This is a genomic window from Collinsella sp. AF05-9 (assembly GCF_003465595.1).
Lineage (GTDB): Bacteria > Actinomycetota > Coriobacteriia > Coriobacteriales > Coriobacteriaceae > Collinsella.
The window spans coordinates 1-18,309 of sequence record NZ_QSBB01000016.1; the positions used below are offsets into that span (position 1 = coordinate 1).

Below are 18,309 nucleotides of genomic sequence, written 5' to 3' on the forward strand. Positions count from 1 at the left end.
CAGCCATAAAAAAGCCTCCCATTTCTTGTGTCCAAGAAATGGGAGGCAGTTCAGCAACGCCCCAGGGCTCTTCACAGTTTTGATGGTGGACCTGACAAGATTCGAACTTGTGACCTCCCGGTTATCAGCCGGACGCTCTAACCAACTGAGCTACAGGTCCATCATGGTGGAGGTTAGGGGGATCGAACCCCTGACCTCAGGCTTGCAAAGCCCGCGCTCTCCCAGCTGAGCTAAACCCCCACGGAGACAGTAATAAACACCCCAGCGGCGACTCGGCTCTCGCTGGGGTGTTTATTGCGAAAGAAAGTGGTGGACCTGACAAGATTCGAACTTGTGACCTCCCGGTTATCAGCCGGACGCTCTAACCAACTGAGCTACAGGTCCATCGCGCAAGGGATATATTAGACGAGTCGTTACGCGCACGTCAACAACTTTTTTGAAAATCTTTGGGAGGGGTGGTCGCCGGGCTGACGAGATGGTTTTGGTTTGCTGCTCGGACAGTCCTGCGCAAGACGAAGGCCACATTAAGTGGCCTTCTTTGCGTGCGGAACTCGCGACAAACCAAAACCATCTCGTCAGCCCGGCGACCATGGGGTCCCAAGGTTTTCAAAAAAACGGTCGGCGCGCAGGTGCGCCGACCGCCGATATATGGGGTCTGATATTTTCTACCAGCTAGTTTCTCTTACTCGTCTAGGAGATCTTCTGGCATGTCGTTGCCGTCGCCTAGGTCGACTGGGGCCTCTTCGGTGTCTGCTGCGGCCTCGGCACCTTCGCCCTCGGGCTTCTCTTTGGCGGCCGTCATGCGGGCGACAGCGCATACGCGGTCGTTGTCGTCGACGGTCATCATCTTGACGCCCTGGGTAGCGCGGCCAGTCTGGCTAATCTCATCGGTCTTGACGCGAATGACCGTCGCGCCCTCCGTCACGATGAACAACTCGTGCTGCGGGCCCACCGTCTTCATGGCCGCGAGGTTGCCCTTACGCTCGGTCATTTGGATGGTGTAGACGCCCTGGCCGCCGCGATTCTGCTCCGGGTAGTCCGCGACCGGCGTGCGCTTGCCGTAGCCGCGCTCGGTGATGACGAATAGATCGCCGTTGCCGTTAGTGACTTCCATGCCCAGAACGCTCACGCCGTCCTTCATACCGATACCGCGAACGCCGCTAGTATCGCGGCCGGTGGCGCGCACCTGCTCCTCGGAGAACATGATCGCCTTGCCCGCAGTGGTGGCCAGGATAATCTTGTCGCCCTCGCGCACGCGGCGCACGTTCAGCAGCGCGTCGTCGTCACGCAGGTTGATAGCGATCAGGCCGTCGCGGCGGCTGCGGTCATATGCGCTCATTACGGTCTTCTTGACCATGCCGCTCTTGGTGGCAAACATCAGGTACTCGTCGGCAGGGAACTCGCGGCAACTGATGACGCTCGCGATCTTCTCGCCCTCCTCGAAGGGCAGCAGGTTGACGATCGCGGTACCGCGCGCCTGGCGCGTACCCACCGGCAGCTCGTGCACCTTCAGGCGATAGACCTTACCCTTGTTCGAGAAGAACAGCACGTACTCGTGCGTGGACGCGATGAACATCTCGTCGATAACGTCGTCCTCTTTGAGGTTGACGCCCGACACGCCCTTGCCGCCGCGCTTCTGGGCGCGGTAGGCGGCCACCGGGATGCGCTTGACATAGCCGGTGTGGGTAATGGTCACGACCATGTCCTCGTCGGCAATGAGGTCCTCAACGTCCAGGTCCTTCTCGACATGGCTGATCTCGGTGCGGCGCTTATCGCCGAACTTCTTGGAGATCTCGCGCATCTCTTCCTTAATGACGCCCAGGATCTTCTCCTCGTGCGCCAGCAGGTCCTCGTAGTAGGCGATGGCGCGGCGCAAGCCGTCCAGCTCTTCCTGAATCTTGTCGCGCTCCAGGCCGGTCAGGCGGCGCAGCTTCATCTCGAGGATGGCCGTGGTCTGCTCGGGCGTAAAGCCAAAGCGCTCGATCAGGCGGCTGCTGGCCTCGGAATCAGTCTGCGAGGAGCGGATGATGCTGATGACCTCGTCGATATGATCAAGGGCCATCAGGTAGCCCTCAAGGATATGCGCGCGGGCCTGGGCCTTCTTAAGGTCGAAGCGGGTGCGGCGGGTGACGACGTCGACCTGGTGGTCGATGTAGTGCTGCAGCATCTCGCGCAGGCTCAGGCATTTGGGAACGCCGTTGACAAGCGCCAGGTTGTTGGCGCCAAAGGTCGTCTGCAGCGAGGTGTACTTGTACAGGTTGTTGAGCACGACCTGCGGGATGACGCCCTTCTTGAGTTCGATGACCAGACGGATACCCTTCTGGTTGGACTCATCGCGCATATCCGAGATGCCCTCGATGCGCTTGTCGTTGACGAGCTGGGCGATCTTCTCCTGCAGGGTGCCCTTGTTGACCATGTAGGGAATCTCGGTAAAGACCAGGCGGCTGCGGCCGGTCTTGGTGGACTCCACATGAGCCTTGGCGCGCACGGTAATGGAGCCGCGGCCGGTCTCGTAGCTCTGCTTAATACCGGCACTGCCCATGATGATGGCGCCGGTGGGGAAGTCCGGACCGGGCATGATCTGCATGAGCTCGTCGACAGTGGCGTCGGGATTATCGATCAGGTAGCAGGTTGCCTCGATCGCCTCGGTGAGGTTATGCGGGGCGATATTGGTGGCCATGCCGACGGCGATGCCCTGGCTGCCGTTGACCAGCAGGTTGGGGAAGCGCGCAGGCAGTGCCACGGGCTCGGCGAGTGATTCGTCGTAGTTGGGCTGCCAGTCGACGGTATCCTTCTGCAGGTCACGCAGCAGCTCCATGGCGGGCTTTGCCAGGCGGCTCTCGGTGTAACGCATGGCAGCGGCGCCGTCGCCGTCGATGTTGCCGAAGTTGCCGTGGCCGTCGATGAGCGGCGTGCGCATGGAGAACCACTGCGCCAGGCGAACCATTGCCTCGTAGACCGCGAAGTCACCGTGCGGATGGTACTTACCGATAACTTCGCCGACCGTCCAAGCGGACTTCTTGTGCGGACGGTTGGGGTAGATGCCGCTCTCGTTCATCGCATACAGGATACGGCGGTGTACCGGCTTTAAGCCGTCGCGCACGTCCGGCAGGGCACGCGCCGTGATAACCGACATCGAATACTCGATAAACGACTGCTTCATCTCGCGACCGAACTCCGAAATCTGGAGCTGGCCGCCGTTGATATCCTCGCCGGCCGAGGCGCCACGGTCGACTTCGCCAAAGCTCTCCTCGAGCTCGGCGTCGTCTTCTTCTTCCTCATCATCGGCATCGGGGTTATAGGCGTCAGGATCGCCGTCCTCGCCCTGCTCAGCACGGGCAAGCAGGCGCTTCAGATCGTCGGGCATGCCGGCATCGCCGGCCTCGCCCATACCCTCGTTATTGTTGATATCGTCTGCCACGTTACCTCCTCTTAAGCATCAAGGAAACGCGCGTCATGCGCATGTTTTTCAATGTACTCGCGGCGATAGCCGACCTCGGAACCCATCAGCTCGCGCACGGCGCGGTCCGCCACCACGGCGTCCTCGATCGACACGCGCTGCAGGATGCGGGTCTTGGGATCCATCGTCGTCGAGGCAAGCTGCTTGGGGTCCATCTCGCCCAGGCCCTTGTAGCGCTGGACGGTATAGCCCTTGCGCTTCTTGGTGATCTTGCCGTCCTTGGCCTTGCCGTCCTCGTCGTTGTCGTCGGGGTTCAGGCCCAGACTCTGGATGGTGTCGCGCAGGATCTCGTCTTCGGGCTGGCGGCCGTTGGGATACACGTAGTGGATCTTGTTGCGCACCTTAATGCCAAAGATGGGCGGGCAGGCAACATAGACGTAGCCGGCATCGATCAGCGGACGCATGTACTTGTAGAAGAACGTCAGCAGCAGGATGCGGATATGCGCACCGTCGACGTCTGCATCGGTCATGATGATGATCTTATGGTAGCGCGCCTTGGTGATATCGAAGTCGCCGCCGTCGCCGGCACTCGTCGTGACACCGCAGCCGATCGCGGTAATCAGCGACTGGATGGTGTCGCTCGAGAACGCGCGATGGTCACCAACGCGTTCGACGTTCAGAATCTTGCCGCGCAGGGGCAGAATCGCCTGGATGTCTCGGCGACGGCCGTCCTTGGCCGAACCGCCTGCCGAGTCACCCTCTACGATGAAGAGCTCGGTCAGCTCGGCATCGCGCACCGAGCAGTCAGCGAGCTTACCGGGCAGGGACGCCGTCTCGAGCAGGCTCTTGCGGCGGGTCGCCTCGCGCGCCTTGCGGGCGGCGTTGCGCGCCTTGCAGGCCTGTTGCGCCTTCTTGACAATCTCGCGGGCGGGCTTGGGATGCTCCTCCAAGTAATCGGCGAGGCCGTCGGTCACGATCTTGAGCGTGAGCGCGCGCATATAGGAGCTACCGAGCTTTGCCTTGGTCTGGCCCTCAAACTGAGGATCGGGCAGCTTGACCGAGATAACGGCCGAAAGGCCCTCGCGCACATCGTCGCCGGTCAGGTTGGCGTCTTTTTCCTTGAGCAGGTTCTGCTTGCGCGCGTAATCGTTGATTACGCGGGTGAGCGCGGTGCGGAAGCCCTCAAGGTGCATGCCGCCCTCGGGAGTGTAGATGTCGTTGGCGAACGACATGACGTTCTCGCCGTAGCCGCTATTCCACTGCAGGGAAACCTCGACCTCGCCCATCTTGGTCACAGGCGCGTCCGGATCCGATTTGCCCTCGATGTAGATGGGCTCCTTAAAGGCCTCGGGGACGTCCTTGCCCTCGTTGAGGAACTTGACGAAGTCGATGATGCCGCCCTCGTAGCAAAACTCCTCCACGTGGGGAGTCGCCTCGCGCTCGTCGGTCAGCACAATCTTAAGGTTCTTATTGAGGAACGCCGTCTCCTGCAGACGGTTGTGCAGCGTATCGAAATCGTAGATGCAGGTCTCGAAGATCTCGTCGTCGGGCCAGAAGGTGACGGTGGTGCCCGTTGAATCCGAGGTGCCCACGACCTCCATCTTCTTGACGGTCTTGCCGCGCGAGAACTCCATCTCGTAGGTGTTGCCATCGCGGCGAACCTGAACGACCACGCGCTTGGACAGTGCGTTGACGACGGAGATGCCCACGCCGTGCAGGCCGCCCGAGACCTTATAGGCCGAGTTATCGAACTTACCGCCGGCGTGCAAGATCGTCATGACGACCTCGAGCGTCGGGATCTTTTTAACAGGGTGCTCGTCGACGGGGATGCCGCGCCCGTTGTCGACGACCGTGATGGAGTTGTCGGCGTGGACCGTCACCTGGATCTCGGTGCAGAAACCGGCCATGGCCTCGTCGACGGAGTTGTCAACGATCTCCCACACCAGGTGATGCAGACCGCTGGCGCTCGTCGAGCCGATATACATGCCCGGGCGCTTACGAACGGCCTCGAGACCTTCGAGAATCTTAATCTCGCCGCCATCGTAATCGTTTTCGTTTGCCACACGTCCTCCTTCAGTCAAGAAAATGTGTACAGCCTTACTAGTTTATCGTAAAAAAATACCCTCGGGAACGAGGGTATTTGGCTCTACAAGGCCACCAGATGCGATTTAAGGCTCTTTTCTGCTTTGCACGCCCTTGGCCCACTCGGCACTGGCTCTCATGGCATTCTCGAGGGCCTCGCGCAGTTTTTGGTCTTCGATGGGCGCCACTTGGCGCTCAATCTCGGTGCGCTCGGCCTCACTTAGGTCGGCATGCGGGGCCGGCGGTCGCTCGGTCGTCGCCGGGCGCAGGCGCTCCTTGGCGGCGGGCGGCGTGTGACCGGGCGCGGTGGTTTTGAACACCAGGCCGTCCACATGCGCACCGGCGCGCTCCATGCGCGCGCGGATGATCTCGCGCAACAGCGTCATTTCCTGCGTCCACGAGGGCGAGTCGAGATACACCAGCAGCTCATTGGACTCGGGCAGGTAACGCAGTCCCGTCACATGCCGCCCCTCGCGCGTGCCCGAGCACACCGCGTTCCATGCGCGATAGACCGTGCGCGACTCCTCGGCGGCCTCCATCTGCGCACGGCGCTTAGGCGTTGCAGCCGCCAGGATGCGCTGGCGCTCTGCGTTCAAAAACCCGCTGAAGGCGACTGTCTCGCTCTCGCGCTCGTAATTAGCACGTCTCACCCATGCTCACCACCTTGGCTCGATCAAGCAGGTCATCGGTAAAGTACCCCAGGTTGGTCGTGGTTATGACCGTCTGGATATCATCGCCAATCAGCCGCAGGAAAGCGCCGCGACGCTCGCCGTCGAGCTCGCTCATCACGTCGTCCAGAAGCAGCAGTGGGGCGGTGCCCAGGACATCGCGAGCCACGGCAACCTCGGCCACCTTCCAGGACAGTACCAGCGTGCGCTGCTGTCCTTGGCTGGCAAATGAACGGGCGGAGCGACCCGCCACGGTAAACTCAATCTCGTCGCGATGCGGTCCCACCAACGTCACGCCGCGGCGAATTTCCTCGTCGGCATGCTCGTCAAGGGCGGCCAGCATACGCTCGTACGCCCAACCCTTCAGCTCTTCGCGATCCTCGACCTGGGGCAAATCCCCCAGCGTGGACGCATAGGTCACGTTGGCAGCCTCGCCGGACGCCACTTGCCCGTAGGCAGTGTGCACATGGCCCGCCAGCCGGTCGAGTAGGGCCAACCGGTGCACGAGCAGGGCCGAGCCCGCGCGAGCAATCGAATCGTTCCACGCGCCGAGCATCTCGCGACAGCACCAGGTCTCCTTGAGCAGGGCGTTACGCTGGGTCACGCAGCGCCCATAGGTGCTCGCAAGATCGGCATAACGCGCGCTCAGCTGCATGCCAAAGTCATCGAGGGCGGCGCGGCGCACACTGGCGCCTCGCTTAACCATGTCCAGATGGTCGGGGCAAAACAGCACGCTCGGCAGAATCCCGCGCACACCGGCGGCAGAGCATCTCTTGCCGTTGCGACTAAACGAGCGCTTACCGTCCTCCGCGCTCAATCCCATATCAAGCACGCGGCCGTCGCCCTCGAGCCTCAGCTCGATCTTGCACGAGCCCACGCCGTCATGGACGAGCTCGGCTGCGGTCGGATGCCTAAACGAGGCGCCGCTCGTCAGCAGCTGCAGCGCCTCTATGAGATTGGTCTTTCCCGCCGCGTTGGGTCCCGCAAGTATCGTCACGCCCTCGTCCAGGGCAAGGCGATAGCTATCGAAGCTGCGGTAGTGCGCGACGGAAAGATCGCGGGCGAACATGGTCATGGCGCAGCGCTAGATGCGGACCGGCATGACCAGGTACAGGTAGTTGATCTTGTCGTAGGACTTGAAGATGCCCGCCTGCGAGTAGCTCTTGAGCTCCAGCGTGATCTCCTTCTCCTTGGACAGGGCATTGAGGCAGCCGAAGATGTAGTGGTAGTTGAAGGCGATGGTACCCGACTCGCCCTCAGCCTCGACATCGATCGTCTCCTGCGCAAGGTCCTGGTCATTGGAAATGGAGGACAGGCCCATCTGCCCGTTCTCGACATCGATCTCGAACTTGACGGCGGGGTTGGCGCTCGCGATAACGGCCACGCGCTTGAGGGCGGCGTTAAAGGCGGCGACATCGATCTTGACGCTCGTCACGCACGAATCGGGGATGAGCTGCTTGTAGTTGGGGTACACGCCCTCGATGCGACGCGACACGTAGGTGGTGTTGCCGGCCTCGAAGACGACCTGGGTGTCGGTAGCCCCGATCATGATGGTCGCCTGGCTGGCCATGATGTTCAGCGCGTCGTTAAAGGCGTCAGCCGGAACGTTGAGCTCAAAGGAGCCCTCGAGGGTCGAGGTCTCGACCTGCGTATCGCACACGGCCAAGCGGAAGGAATCGGTCGCCACCAGGCGTACGGTGTTGTTCTCGACCTTCATGTGCACGCCGCCCAGGATGGGGCGAGCCTTGTCGGTCGAGGTGACGCGCCACACGCGGCCGACCATTTCGGACAAGACATCGGTCGGCAGCTCCACGGCACTCTCGATGGCATAGGCCGGAAACTCGGGGAAGTCATTGGCATCGAGCGTGTTCAGCCTAAAAGAGCTCTTCTCGCAACCAATCAGCACCTGGCGCTCGGACAGCTCAAAGGTGACCGGGGCATCGGGGAGGGTCTTGGTGATATTGGAGAGCATCTTACAGGGGATAACCATCTCGCCCTCTTCTTCGACATGCGCCGCGATGCGATGACGGATCGAGATAGTGTAGTTAGAGGTCTGGAATTCCAAGATGCCGTCTTGGGCCTTAACGAGCACGCCCGACAGGATGGGGAGGGTGGATGCCGAAGCGACACCCTTCATAACGACGCCGATGGCTTGTGTAAGCGAGCTCTGGCTGACGGTGAACTTCATCTTTTAATACCTTTCTATAGATATAAATATCTTAATAATAGTAATAGCACTGACGAAACTGTTGATTACTCCCAAAGACGCAGGTCAGACCCAGAAAGAGAATCGACAGCAACCTGTGTGCAACAGGGGTGGTTTTCCACGTTCAAAACCTGCGCAAAACTTTTCATCACCGCGGGTTGGGTTTTAGACACCTTATGCCCGTGGTTTCGACAAGTTTTCAACAGGTGTCTCTATTTCCCTACGAGCGCAGTGTAATTTTATCGCGCAGCGACTTGAGGTCTTCGGTGACGGTGCGGTCTTCCTGGATCATCTTCTGGACCTTTTTGTAGCTCGTACTGACGGTCGAGTGGTTGCGGTTGCCAAATTCGGCGCCCACCGCCGTGGTCGTCATCTCGCACATCTCGATGGCCAGATAGATGGCAATATGGCGTGCTTTGGCGATATTGGCGTTGCGACGCGGGCCGATGAGCTCCTCGTGCGTCACGCCGTACTGCTCTTCGATGACGGACTGAACCGTCTGGACGTTGATCTTTTTGGCCGATGTGTCGAAGTACTGGTTGGCGATGGCGTCGATATCGTCAAAGGTGAGCTCCCCGCCCTCGCGCTCGCGGTCGCCCGCCTCGCCGGCGCAGCGCTCGCAAAAGCTCTCGAGTTCGCGGATGTTGGTGCCCGAGACCTCGGCCATGTGTTTAAAGTGCTCGTCGGTCAGGTGCCCGCTGTCGCCCCCATAGGCCGCCAGCAGCGAGTCGTCGCCTGCCTCGGGAGCGGCGACGATGGTGTTCTCGTAATAGCGCTGCAAGATCTTGTATTTCATCTCGTAGCTGGGCTCTGCGACCAGGCAAAGCATGCCGGCGTTGAAGCGGCTGGTCAGACGCTCGTCCATGCTCAGGTCCTTGGGGGCGCGGTCTGCCGCGATGACGACCTTCTTGTTGTTGCGGATGAACTCGTCCATGAGCTGGAAAAAGTAATCCACGCTCGCGCGCTTGCCGATGATGTTTTGGATGTCATCGATGATGAGCACGTCCACGCCGTGGTATGCCTGCATGATGGGGGCGTTGCTCTTCTTTTGGCGGTCGAACTCGGTCATCAGGTCGTCCAGATATGCCTGGGAGTTGGCATACTTGACCTTGATCTCGGGCGACTTCTCGGCGAGCTCGTTTTTGATGGCAAGCAGCAGGTGCGTCTTGCCCAGGCCCGATTTGCCGTAGATGAACAGTGATGTGCACGTGCCGCGCTCGTCCGCGAGGGCGGCAAACTTGAGTGCCGAGCGATAGGCATGGCTGTTCTCGGGGCCGTAGACAAAGTTCTCAAAAGTAAATTTTGAGTTCGCGGCGAGCGGGGCTCCATCCGTATTCTGCTCGGCCGGTACGGTCGGTGCTGGCATGGGTGAAGCGGGGGTCGCAGCTTGCGTGGATTTAGTCGGCGCTCCGCCCTTCATCTGGTTCATCATGCGACGAAAATCATCGGCCGAGAGCGTGTTCTTGATTGCAATACCCGAATCCGCGCCCGCCGCTGCGTCGTGAGCGATGGGCATGTGCGTGACGGGTGCGTTCGTTGACGTCGCAGCGGCGGTCGGCAACGGTGCCATGGTTTCACGGGAAACATCGCTGTGCTGGTGCTCGATTGCCGGCACGTCGCCTGCGGAGGCCGGCGCCGCCGGGGAAGCAGCGGGAGCAGCGCCGGGCGCCGTCGCGGCAGCGGATTCCGCCACGGCTCCTTGCGGTGCCACGATGTCGAGTGCGATCGGTGCAAAGGCGATTTCTTCCAGATAGGCCTCAATAGTCGGCTGATGCTTTTTGAGCTGCGCGATGGCAAAGCGCGAGGGGGCCTCGATCGTGAGCGTATCTTCGGTCAGGCTTATGGCGCGCGATTGCCCCAGCATGTTGATGAGGCGTGCATCTTGGCCGTCGCGCTGGCAAAAGGCGATGGCATCCCCCAGGATGATGCTTGCTTCCTCGTCCACTGTCTCTCCCGTTCTTTAGCTCTGAGCTCGCACGCGAGCGGCGCCGAGTTCGGTCAGATGGTATTTCTGGCCATGCTTGATGACCAAGCCGGCCTGCGCCAAGTCATTGAGCGTGCGTGACCAAGTGGGGGCCGAGTTTCCAAACGCCCTCGCCAGATCGGTTGCACCGCACGCTTGATTTTGCGCCAGATAGCCCAGCGCGGCGTTGCCGCGATCGCTTACGAACACGTCCGGTTGTGGCTGCGCATACTGATTTGCTGCATTAGGATACATCATTTGAGCTGCTGGTTGTTGAGAACTCTGCATCGGCGGCATTTGCTGTTGAAAACTTTGAGGCCACTGTTGGTAAGGCTGCGGAGGCATCTGCTGGGCCCAGGGGTTGTACTGCTGCTGCGGCATCTGCTGGTACGGCTGCTGATATCCCTGCTGGTACTGCTGCGGGAACTGCTGGCCATACCCCAGTGGCGGCATCTGCTGATATGGATATCCCTGTTGGTACGGCTGATAGCCCATTTGCTGGCCACCCGGTGCCCCCGTCGCCTGCTGCATTGCTGCTGCATCCTGATCCGCCGGCGGCATGGCCTCTGGCGCGTTTGGCGGCATCGACATCGATGCCGCCTGGGGCTCTTGTGTGGGAAGCATTCCGGGCTGCTGCATCTGTCCCACGGGGGGCTGCATCTGCTGCGTTGCCATGGGCTGCTGCGCAAAAGCTCCCGGCAGGGGATATGTGGGCTGCTCCGTCTCGGGCCGCACGGCAGCGCCGCGTCCGCCGGCACGCTCGATTTCCTGCACGCGTTTAGGATTCAGGCTTACCGTAACCACGGTGCCGTTGCCCATGTTGTCCTCGATGGATACGGCACCGCCGGCGTTTTCCAAATACTCCTGCACCATGGGAAACCCTGCTCCGGTTCCACGGATATAGCGCTTCATCTTGCTGTTTGCGCTGGTAACTCCGAAGTCGAAAGCGCGTTCCTTGTCGTCGATGCCGGGTCCTTGATCAGCAAAGCGGATGGTGTCTCCGCCGTCCAGAATCGAGATGATGGGCTCGGCAAAGTGCGCGTGGATAAAGTTTTCGACAATTTCGCGGATGACCATGAGCGAGATATGGCCACCTTGTTCTTTCATGCACTGGTAGACGGTGTTGGTCGTCTCTTCCAAATACGTGCGGACATCTTGCGGATCAATGACGATCACACGCGGTGTCGACAGCATGTCGTCATAGACGGCGATGCGCGCGGCGTACATGGCTTTTGGCGCCTGCGTGGTCGTCTGCTCGCCTTCCTTACGCTCTTCGCGCACGCCGGTGATGTGCTCGTTGTCGGGTGCCGGGTCTCCGGAATCGACCATGGTGTAAAAGTCGTCAGACATGCCGCTCGCAATCTTTCAAAAGGTTTCGAACAAATAGTAGCTCACCGTGCAATGTTTCTCATCTTTCGACAACTTTTCAAAACCTGTTGAAAACTTTGGAAAACGGACGAAAAGTTCTCAACATTGCCAACATGACCTGTTGAAAACTCGATGAAATATCGTGAAAAGTTGCCATGCACCGCTAAATCGAGCTCGGCTTATGGGGGAACCGTGTGAACTGCGCAACCTTTTACCTTTGATTTCTTGACATTTGAACATTGATTTCCCTACAATCTTCAAGCTCACGTGTCTATATCTGCGTCCGCGCCCCCGCGGACACTCGAAATGCAGCAGGAGGAACTTAAGATGAAGCGTACGTATCAGCCTAATAAGCGTAAGCGTGCCAAGACCCATGGCTTCCGTGCCCGTATGGCCACTAAGGGTGGTCGTGCCGTGCTCGCCCGTCGTCGCGCCAAGGGCCGCAAGCGTCTCACTGTCTAGCAGCGATACACACATCTCGCATGAAGACTATTAAGTCTCGGCAAGATTTCGAGCATGTGTTCAGTCAGGGGCGTCGTTTCAATCACCCTCTGATTCGAATGACCATATGTGAATCGGTTGGCGAAGGCGACTCCGGAAGGGTCGCCTTCGTTGGTGCTAAACGGCTCGGTTGTGCTGTCGTGCGCAACCGTTCTAAGCGTGTGATGCGCGAGGCCGCCCGCAGCTGTGGATTTCCCGTTGCGGGTTATGACATCATCTTGTTCGCAACTCCCAAGACGAGGATTTCCTCGCCGCAGGAGATGGACAATGCATTGCGTTCGCTTATGAAACGCGCCGGCGTTGCCGGGGAGGAGCGATGAGCAATCACGTTTTGCGACGTGTTGCCATCGCTCCTATTCGCATATATCAACAGGTTATTTCGCCCTTATTGCCTGACGCCTGCATTTATTACCCAACGTGCTCGCAATACGCCGTCCAGGCGATTGAGAAGTACGGTGTTTTGAGAGGCTGCTGGCTTGCCGTGAGGCGCATCGCTCGCTGCAATCCCCTGCACGTCGGCGGTTATGACCCTGTGCCCTAGCGGGCACTCGCTATCGGAGGAAAACTTACATGTGGGATTGGATCGTTAACATCCTTTTCGAGCTGCTCAAGCTCATCCAGACCTTTGCGGTCGACTGGGGCCTGTCCATCATCATCCTGGTGGTCATCATCCGTCTGCTGCTGACGCCGCTTATGCTCAAGTCGACTAAGTCGACGGCTCGTATGCAGGTGCTGCAGCCCAAGATGCTCGAGATCCAGGAGCGCTATGCCGACGATCCCCAGCGTCAGGCCGAGGAGATGCAGAAGTTCTACAGCGAGAACAAGTTCAACCCGATGGCTGGTTGTCTGCCGCTGTTGATTCAGATGCCTGTCCTGTTCGCCCTATTTACGCTGCTGCGTAACCTGCCGAACTACTTTAACGACGGCACGTTCTCGTTCTTTAATATTCTGCCCGACCTGACCACCACGCCGAGTGCCTCCTTTGCCGATGGCTTTATGGTCGCGCTGCCTGCGCTGGTCTGCCTGATCCTGTTCGCTGTCCTGACCCTGATTCCGCAGCTCTATATGTCGCGCAACCAGACCGGCCAGCAGGCTCAGAGCATGCGTATGATGGCCGTTGTCATGACGGTCATGATGCTTTGGATGGGCTGGAGCCTTCCCGTTGGTGTTCTGCTGTACTACGACGTCTCGTCTGCTTGGCAGGTTATCCAGCAGATTTTTGTGACGCAGAAGGTCATCGACAAGGCGAAGGCCGAAGAGGAGGAGCGCCTTAAGAACGCGCCGCTGCAGGTTGAGGTCACTCGTCGCGAGAAGAAGCCGCGCCCGCACAAGAAGAAGTAGCGGGATATCAATCTTATTTAGGTACCTAACTTTTGGAGTACGTTATGTCTGAAGAGATCATCGAGGATATGCTTGAGGAGGTTGCCCCGCAGGTCGCGGGCGATTATCCCGAGATTGCACAGCGCTACAAGGCCGGTGAAGAGCTGACCGACGAGGAGCTCGACACCATTGCCGATGTCGCGATTTCCATCCTGCGTTCCATCCTTTCGCACTTCGATGCCGCCAACTCTCCTATCGATGAGTATGAGGGCGACGAGGGTGAGCTGATTTTGGATGTAACGGCTCCCGACCTTGCTGTTCTCATTGGCCGTCATGGTCGCACCCTTGATGCCCTTCAGGTTATGTTCTCATTGCTGGTGAGCCGCAAGCTCGGCTTTAGGTATCCTGTTGTAGTGGACGTCGAGGGATACAAGAGCCGCCGTCAGGACAAGGTTGCCTCCATGGCTCAGTCTGCTGCCGAGCGTGCCATCCGCACTCATAAGAGTGTTTCGCTTCCGCCCATGAATGCCTACGAGCGCCGACTGGTTCACATTGCACTTCGTGGTAATGATGCCGTTGATACTCATTCTGAGGGTTCTGACCCCGATCGCCATGTGGTGATTGTTGCTCGATAATCTACTCGAGCTTATGCTAAGGGGACGTGGTTTCCACGTCCCCTTTTTTTGTCAAAAGTTCTCGATACACTGATTTTTGTCAGAAAGGAGCTTTCGTTGATAGTACTTACTGATCAGCAGGCTGACGAGATGCTGAGTCGCCTAACTTCCTATTGCAAAGAGTATTCCTTGAGCGTAACTGATGTTGAGCTGAGGAAATGTATTCAGCATTTGGATTTGGTTCTCGAAACAAATAAGACAACCAATCTCACCCGTATTCTTAACGTTGAAGATGCTACGGTACTTCATATCCTCGACTCTCTTGTTTTGCTCCCCTATATCAATATGGCTCCTGAGGGAGCTTTGCTCGATATGGGAACAGGTGCGGGCTTCCCTGGCATTCCTTTAACCATAACCACGCATCGTAAAGCTACTTATATTGACTCTGTTGGCAAGAAGGTTGATGCCGTTAATTCTTTTGTTCATGCTCTTGGATTGAAACATGCTCATGCGGTTCATGACCGTCTTGAAGAATATGCTCGAAGCCATAAGAAGCAGTTCTCTGTCGTAACCGCCCGCGCACTGGCCCCTCTACCGATTCTTGTTGAGTATGCGGCTCCGTACCTGAAGGATGGAGGGCTATTTGTTATCACCAAGGGCAATCCTTCGGATGAGGAGCTTGCTTCCGGCATGTCAGCAGCTAAGATTTGCGGCTTCACTTTGCTTCTGAATGACGCAACCGATTTGCCTGAGGGCTTGGGCCACAGGGAGTTCATTGTTCTTAAAAAGAGTCATCCAGCATCCGTTTCATTGCCTCGTGCAAATGGCATGGCAAAGAAGAATCCGCTTGCCTAGATGTTTCACGTGAAACATAATGGATACTAACAACTTGCAGTGTTTCACGTGAAACATGGCGGTTGATATCGAATCGGAATGTTTCACGTGAAACATCCTCCGTTTGACAGCTTTAATACACACCAGGAGGGACCGTGGGATTTCGCGACGTTAAGCGTTCTAAGAGCGCAAAAGACACGCGTATCATTGCAATCATCAATCAAAAAGGCGGCGTCGGTAAGTCAACGACGGCTGTAAACCTTGCAGCAGCACTGGGTGAGCAGGGTCGTAAGACCCTGATTGTCGATTTTGATCCGCAGGGAAACAGCACCAGTGGATTTGGAATTGAAAAAGAAGACCTTGATCACTGCATCTATGATGCATTGTTGAATGATGTGCCGGCAGAATCGCTTGTTCTTGATACAAATTGCAAAAAGGTATTCGTAATTCCAGCTACGATTCAGCTTGCAGGTGCCGAAATTGAGCTCGTAAGCGCAATTGCTCGTGAAACCCGCCTCAAAGATTTGCTTGAGCCGATTCAGGACGAGTTCGATTTTATTTTCATTGACTGTCCTCCTTCGCTCGGCCTGCTTACTATCAATGCCTTGACCGCAGCAGATAGCGTTTTGATTCCAATCCAGTGTGAGTATTACGCACTCGAGGGCGTTACGAAGCTGCTTGAGTCAATGAAGATGGTCAAATCACGTCTGAATAAGGGCTTAGACACCTATGGCGTGCTTATGACCATGTATGACTCACGTACTTCTTTGTCGAATCAGGTTGTTGAGGAAGTTCAATCGTACTTTGGTGATAAGGCGTTTAAGACGCTGATTCCCCGTACGGTTAAAATCTCTGAAGCTCCGTCTTTTGGAGAACCGGTAATTACCTATGCACCTCAAAATAAGGGTGCAAAAGCGTATATGAACCTTGCAAAAGAGGTGATCAAGCGTGCCTAGTGCAAAGAAACGTGGTGGATTGGGACGCGGACTCAATGCTTTGGTCTCAGAGGCTGAGTATGAGACCGGTGGTTCTGCTGCATCTGCTTCAAATGCCGCATCTGAAACAAAACTACCTATTGAGGATATCGTTCCCAACCCTAATCAACCGCGAATTCACTTTAATGAAACTGAACTTCGCGAGTTGAGCGAGTCAATCCAAGAACATGGCGTTCTGCAGCCGCTCTTGGTTCGCAAGCATGGAAACGGCTATGAGATCATCGCTGGTGAGCGTCGTTACCAGGCGTCAAAGCTTGCTGGTCTTGAGGAACTGCCTGTCATCATTAAAGATGTTAATGATGAAGAGATGCTGGCTCTTGCTCTTATCGAAAACCTTCAGCGTTCTGATTTGAATCCCGTCGAAGAGGCTAAGGGCTATCGCCAGCTCATCGAAGCTAGCGGTATGACCCAGGAGGCATTGTCGAAGGCCGTAAGCAAGTCACGCTCTGCAATTACAAACTCGCTGCGCCTTCTCGATCTCCCCGAAGTAGTTCAGCAGATGATTTTTGAGGGTAAACTTACTGCTGGTCACGCACGTGCGATTCTTGCAGTTCCCTATGAGGATGCTCGAATTCGACTTGCAGAGAAGGTTGTTGCGGAGGGCCTTTCCGTAAGAGCGACAGAAAATCTTGCTCCATTGTTTTCTGCCGGAGAGACACCTAAGACGCCGCGGCCCGCAACGCCGCAGTCTTTTAAAAAGGCTGCGCGTGTACTTCGTCAGGTATTTAATACCAACGTGCGTGTGAAGAGCTCGCGTGGAAAGAATAAGATTGAGATTGAGTTTAAAGACGAGGAAGAGCTCTCTCGTATTCTTGGTGAAATGATTCAGTTTGATCAGGGAGGCCAAGATGAGGAATAAGATTTTTACTGCGATTGCATTGGTGACGACTGTCGCGGCTGGTGCCTTTGCTGGCTATAAGATCGCGACAGACGATGAACTTCGAGGTCGTTTGCTTCGTGGAGCGCAAGATATCGTTGATACATCCAAGAAGAAAATGGATGTTATGACAGAAGATGTTGCCATGCGTACTGCTCAGGTAACGAAGAATCCCAAGATTAATCAAGGTTGGGTTAGCAACCAATGGGAAAATGTAGGCTATTAGGTACCTAACAATTACTCAGCATATTCTAAGGGGCCCTTGTCTGATTCATGAGACAAGGGCCCCTTATTTTGGCCGTAAAAAATGGGACAGGAAGCAACTGATTCAGAATTGAGGTCAATAAATGAAACGGCCCCGGTTGCATATCCTGCAACCGGGGCCGTTCGATGTTTCACATGAAACGTTTTGGAGTGCGACTCCCCTATGCGTTCTTCTGAACTTTGTAGCGCTGTTTCAGCTGTCCGCAAGCGGCGTCAATATCGTTACCACGGGAGTTACGAATCGTGGTCTCGATGCCACGGGACTCAAGACGACGCTGAAGATCCTCAACCTTATGAATCGGCGACGGCTTGAGCGGGCTGCCCTCGATGTCGTTAAGTTGAATCAGGTTAACGTGGCAAAGCGTTCCCTCGCAGAAGTCGCAGAGTGCCTGCATCTCGGGATTCGTGTCGTTGACGCCTTCGATCATGGCATACTCATAGGTCGGGCGGCGGCCAGTCTTCTCGGTGTAGAGCTGAAGCGCTTCGTGAAGGCGAAGCAGCGTGTACTTCTTAACACCGGGCATGAGCTTATTGCGCGTCGACTGGATGGCGGAATGCAGGGAAACGGCAAGAGTGAACTGCTCGGGGATATCGGCAAATTTGCGAATACCGGGAATAACGCCGCTGGTAGAGACGGTGAGGTGACGAGCGCCGATACCGATGCCATCGGGGTCGTTGAGGATACGCAGTGCCTTGAGAACCTCGTCGTAGTTGGCAAACGGCTCGCCCTGGCCCATGAAGACAACACTTGTGGCACGCTCGCCAAAGTCGTTGGATACATGAAGCACCTGGTCGACGATCTCTTGAGCGGTCAGAGAGCGCTTGAGGCCGTTGAGACCGGTGGCGCAAAAGGCGCAGCCCATGCCGCAGCCTGCCTGGGTGGAAACGCAGACGGAAAGCTTGTTACGACGGGGCATGCCGACAGTCTCGACGGAAATGCCATCGTGGTACTCGAGCAGATACTTGCGCGAGCCATCTTTGGAAACCTGCTTGGTGAGTTCAGTCGGCGTATCAAAGGCAAAAGCCTCTTTAAGCTGCTCGCGGAAAGCCTTGGGAAGGTTGGTCATATCGTCAAACGAACAAACGTTCTTCTCAAAGACCCATTCGATGAGCTGCTTCGCGCGGAAGGCGGGCTGGCCAAGTTCGGCCACGAGCTCGCGAATATCGTTTTGGCTCAAGTCGCGAATGTCCTGAGATTTAGTCCTGGGATTCATGGA

Annotated in this window: 17 protein-coding genes and 3 tRNA genes; 9 read left to right on the forward strand and 11 right to left on the reverse strand. The window is 57.1% G+C overall.

The window, feature by feature from the left end; translation table 11 throughout:
- Positions 1 to 83: 83 nt before the first annotated feature.
- From DWV43_RS06045 to DWV43_RS06090, 10 genes are all read right to left on the reverse strand, one after another.
- Positions 84 to 160 (reverse strand) — tRNA-Ile (locus DWV43_RS06045).
- A 4-nt stretch (positions 161 to 164) separates the two neighbouring features.
- Positions 165 to 240, reverse strand: a tRNA-Ala gene (locus DWV43_RS06050).
- A gap of 67 nt (positions 241 to 307) precedes the next feature.
- Positions 308 to 384, reverse strand: a tRNA-Ile gene (locus DWV43_RS06055).
- Positions 385 to 682: 298 nt separating this feature from the next.
- Entirely contained in the window at positions 683 to 3,391 is a 2,709-nt protein-coding gene (gene gyrA / locus DWV43_RS06060) for a DNA gyrase subunit A (RefSeq protein ID WP_199569386.1), read from the reverse strand.
- Between the two features lie 41 nt (positions 3,392 to 3,432).
- Positions 3,433 to 5,463, reverse strand: coding sequence for a DNA topoisomerase (ATP-hydrolyzing) subunit B (gene gyrB / locus DWV43_RS06065; protein ID WP_055310298.1), 2,031 nt, complete (start codon positions 5,461 to 5,463; stop codon positions 3,433 to 3,435).
- Positions 5,464 to 5,568: 105 nt separating this feature from the next.
- Entirely contained in the window at positions 5,569 to 6,132 is a 564-nt protein-coding gene (locus DWV43_RS06070) for a DciA family protein (protein WP_117817414.1), read from the reverse strand.
- Positions 6,119 to 7,225, reverse strand: a complete 1,107-nt coding sequence (locus DWV43_RS06075) for a DNA replication/repair protein RecF (RefSeq protein ID WP_117806590.1) — start codon at positions 7,223 to 7,225, stop codon at positions 6,119 to 6,121. The genes DWV43_RS06070 and DWV43_RS06075 overlap by 14 nt, the downstream gene beginning before the upstream one ends.
- 9 nt (positions 7,226 to 7,234) lie before the next feature.
- Positions 7,235 to 8,338, reverse strand: coding sequence for a DNA polymerase III subunit beta (gene dnaN, locus DWV43_RS06080; RefSeq protein ID WP_099432409.1), 1,104 nt, complete (start codon positions 8,336 to 8,338; stop codon positions 7,235 to 7,237).
- A gap of 238 nt (positions 8,339 to 8,576) precedes the next feature.
- Entirely contained in the window at positions 8,577 to 10,301 is a 1,725-nt protein-coding gene (locus DWV43_RS06085; protein ID WP_117817412.1) for a DnaA ATPase domain-containing protein, read from the reverse strand.
- Between the two features lie 15 nt (positions 10,302 to 10,316).
- Positions 10,317 to 11,669, reverse strand: coding sequence for an ATP-binding protein (locus tag DWV43_RS06090; RefSeq protein ID WP_117817411.1), 1,353 nt, complete (start codon positions 11,667 to 11,669; stop codon positions 10,317 to 10,319).
- A gap of 345 nt (positions 11,670 to 12,014) precedes the next feature.
- On the opposite strand from DWV43_RS06090, the gene rpmH reads away from it, so the two are divergent.
- The 9 genes from rpmH (at position 12,015) to DWV43_RS06135 (ending at position 17,054) form a co-directional block, all read left to right on the forward strand.
- Positions 12,015 to 12,149, forward strand: a complete 135-nt coding sequence (gene rpmH / locus DWV43_RS06095) for a 50S ribosomal protein L34 (RefSeq protein ID WP_019127408.1) — start codon at positions 12,015 to 12,017, stop codon at positions 12,147 to 12,149.
- 20 nt (positions 12,150 to 12,169) lie between these two features.
- Positions 12,170 to 12,508: a ribonuclease P protein component gene (rnpA, locus tag DWV43_RS06100; protein ID WP_117817409.1), complete on the forward strand. Its 339-nt coding sequence runs from the start codon at positions 12,170 to 12,172 to the stop codon at positions 12,506 to 12,508.
- Positions 12,505 to 12,729 (forward strand): membrane protein insertion efficiency factor YidD, encoded by a 225-nt coding sequence (gene yidD, locus DWV43_RS06105; protein ID WP_022093804.1) that lies wholly within the window; start codon positions 12,505 to 12,507, stop codon positions 12,727 to 12,729. The genes rnpA and yidD overlap by 4 nt, the downstream gene beginning before the upstream one ends.
- A gap of 29 nt (positions 12,730 to 12,758) precedes the next feature.
- Positions 12,759 to 13,529, forward strand: a complete 771-nt coding sequence (locus tag DWV43_RS06110) for a YidC/Oxa1 family membrane protein insertase (protein ID WP_117817407.1) — start codon at positions 12,759 to 12,761, stop codon at positions 13,527 to 13,529.
- Positions 13,530 to 13,573: 44 nt separating this feature from the next.
- Positions 13,574 to 14,143, forward strand: a complete 570-nt coding sequence (locus DWV43_RS06115; protein ID WP_022093802.1) for a R3H domain-containing nucleic acid-binding protein — start codon at positions 13,574 to 13,576, stop codon at positions 14,141 to 14,143.
- Positions 14,144 to 14,239: 96 nt separating this feature from the next.
- Positions 14,240 to 14,977, forward strand: coding sequence for a 16S rRNA (guanine(527)-N(7))-methyltransferase RsmG (rsmG, locus tag DWV43_RS06120; RefSeq protein WP_233542720.1), 738 nt, complete (start codon positions 14,240 to 14,242; stop codon positions 14,975 to 14,977).
- A gap of 134 nt (positions 14,978 to 15,111) precedes the next feature.
- Complete coding sequence (locus tag DWV43_RS06125; protein ID WP_022093800.1) at positions 15,112 to 15,912, forward strand: ParA family protein; 801 nt, start codon at positions 15,112 to 15,114, stop codon at positions 15,910 to 15,912.
- Positions 15,905 to 16,810, forward strand: a complete 906-nt coding sequence (locus DWV43_RS06130; RefSeq protein WP_199569378.1) for a ParB/RepB/Spo0J family partition protein — start codon at positions 15,905 to 15,907, stop codon at positions 16,808 to 16,810. Before DWV43_RS06125 ends, DWV43_RS06130 begins: the two co-directional genes overlap by 8 nt.
- A complete protein-coding gene (locus DWV43_RS06135; protein WP_117817403.1) occupies positions 16,800 to 17,054 on the forward strand; it encodes a hypothetical protein in 255 nt (84 codons plus the stop codon). The genes DWV43_RS06130 and DWV43_RS06135 overlap by 11 nt, the downstream gene beginning before the upstream one ends.
- A 199-nt stretch (positions 17,055 to 17,253) precedes the next feature.
- Here the strand turns inward: DWV43_RS06135 and rlmN are convergent, their stop codons facing one another.
- Complete coding sequence (gene rlmN / locus DWV43_RS06140) at positions 17,254 to 18,306, reverse strand: 23S rRNA (adenine(2503)-C(2))-methyltransferase RlmN (protein ID WP_117817401.1); 1,053 nt, start codon at positions 18,304 to 18,306, stop codon at positions 17,254 to 17,256.
- Positions 18,307 to 18,309 lie beyond the last annotated feature (3 nt).

Bases quoted from the DNA above. Each gene is read 5' to 3' on its own strand.
- rpmH (WP_019127408.1), top strand. From the start codon at position 12,015: ATGAAGCGTACGTATCAGCCTAATAAGCGTAAGCGTGCCAAGACCCAT.
- DWV43_RS06090 (WP_117817411.1), bottom strand. From the start codon at position 11,669: ATGTCTGACGACTTTTACACCATGGTCGATTCCGGAGACCCGGCACCC.
- yidD (WP_022093804.1), top strand. From the start codon at position 12,505: ATGAGCAATCACGTTTTGCGACGTGTTGCCATCGCTCCTATTCGCATA.
- rlmN (WP_117817401.1), bottom strand. From the start codon at position 18,306: ATGAATCCCAGGACTAAATCTCAGGACATTCGCGACTTGAGCCAAAAC.
- gyrA (WP_199569386.1), bottom strand. From the start codon at position 3,391: ATGGGCGAGGCCGGCGATGCCGGCATGCCCGACGATCTGAAGCGCCTG.
- DWV43_RS06110 (WP_117817407.1), top strand. From the start codon at position 12,759: ATGTGGGATTGGATCGTTAACATCCTTTTCGAGCTGCTCAAGCTCATC.
- DWV43_RS06135 (WP_117817403.1), top strand. From the start codon at position 16,800: ATGAGGAATAAGATTTTTACTGCGATTGCATTGGTGACGACTGTCGCG.
- rnpA (WP_117817409.1), top strand. From the start codon at position 12,170: ATGAAGACTATTAAGTCTCGGCAAGATTTCGAGCATGTGTTCAGTCAG.
- DWV43_RS06075 (WP_117806590.1), bottom strand. From the start codon at position 7,225: ATGACCATGTTCGCCCGCGATCTTTCCGTCGCGCACTACCGCAGCTTC.
- DWV43_RS06115 (WP_022093802.1), top strand. From the start codon at position 13,574: ATGTCTGAAGAGATCATCGAGGATATGCTTGAGGAGGTTGCCCCGCAG.
- dnaN (WP_099432409.1), bottom strand. From the start codon at position 8,338: ATGAAGTTCACCGTCAGCCAGAGCTCGCTTACACAAGCCATCGGCGTC.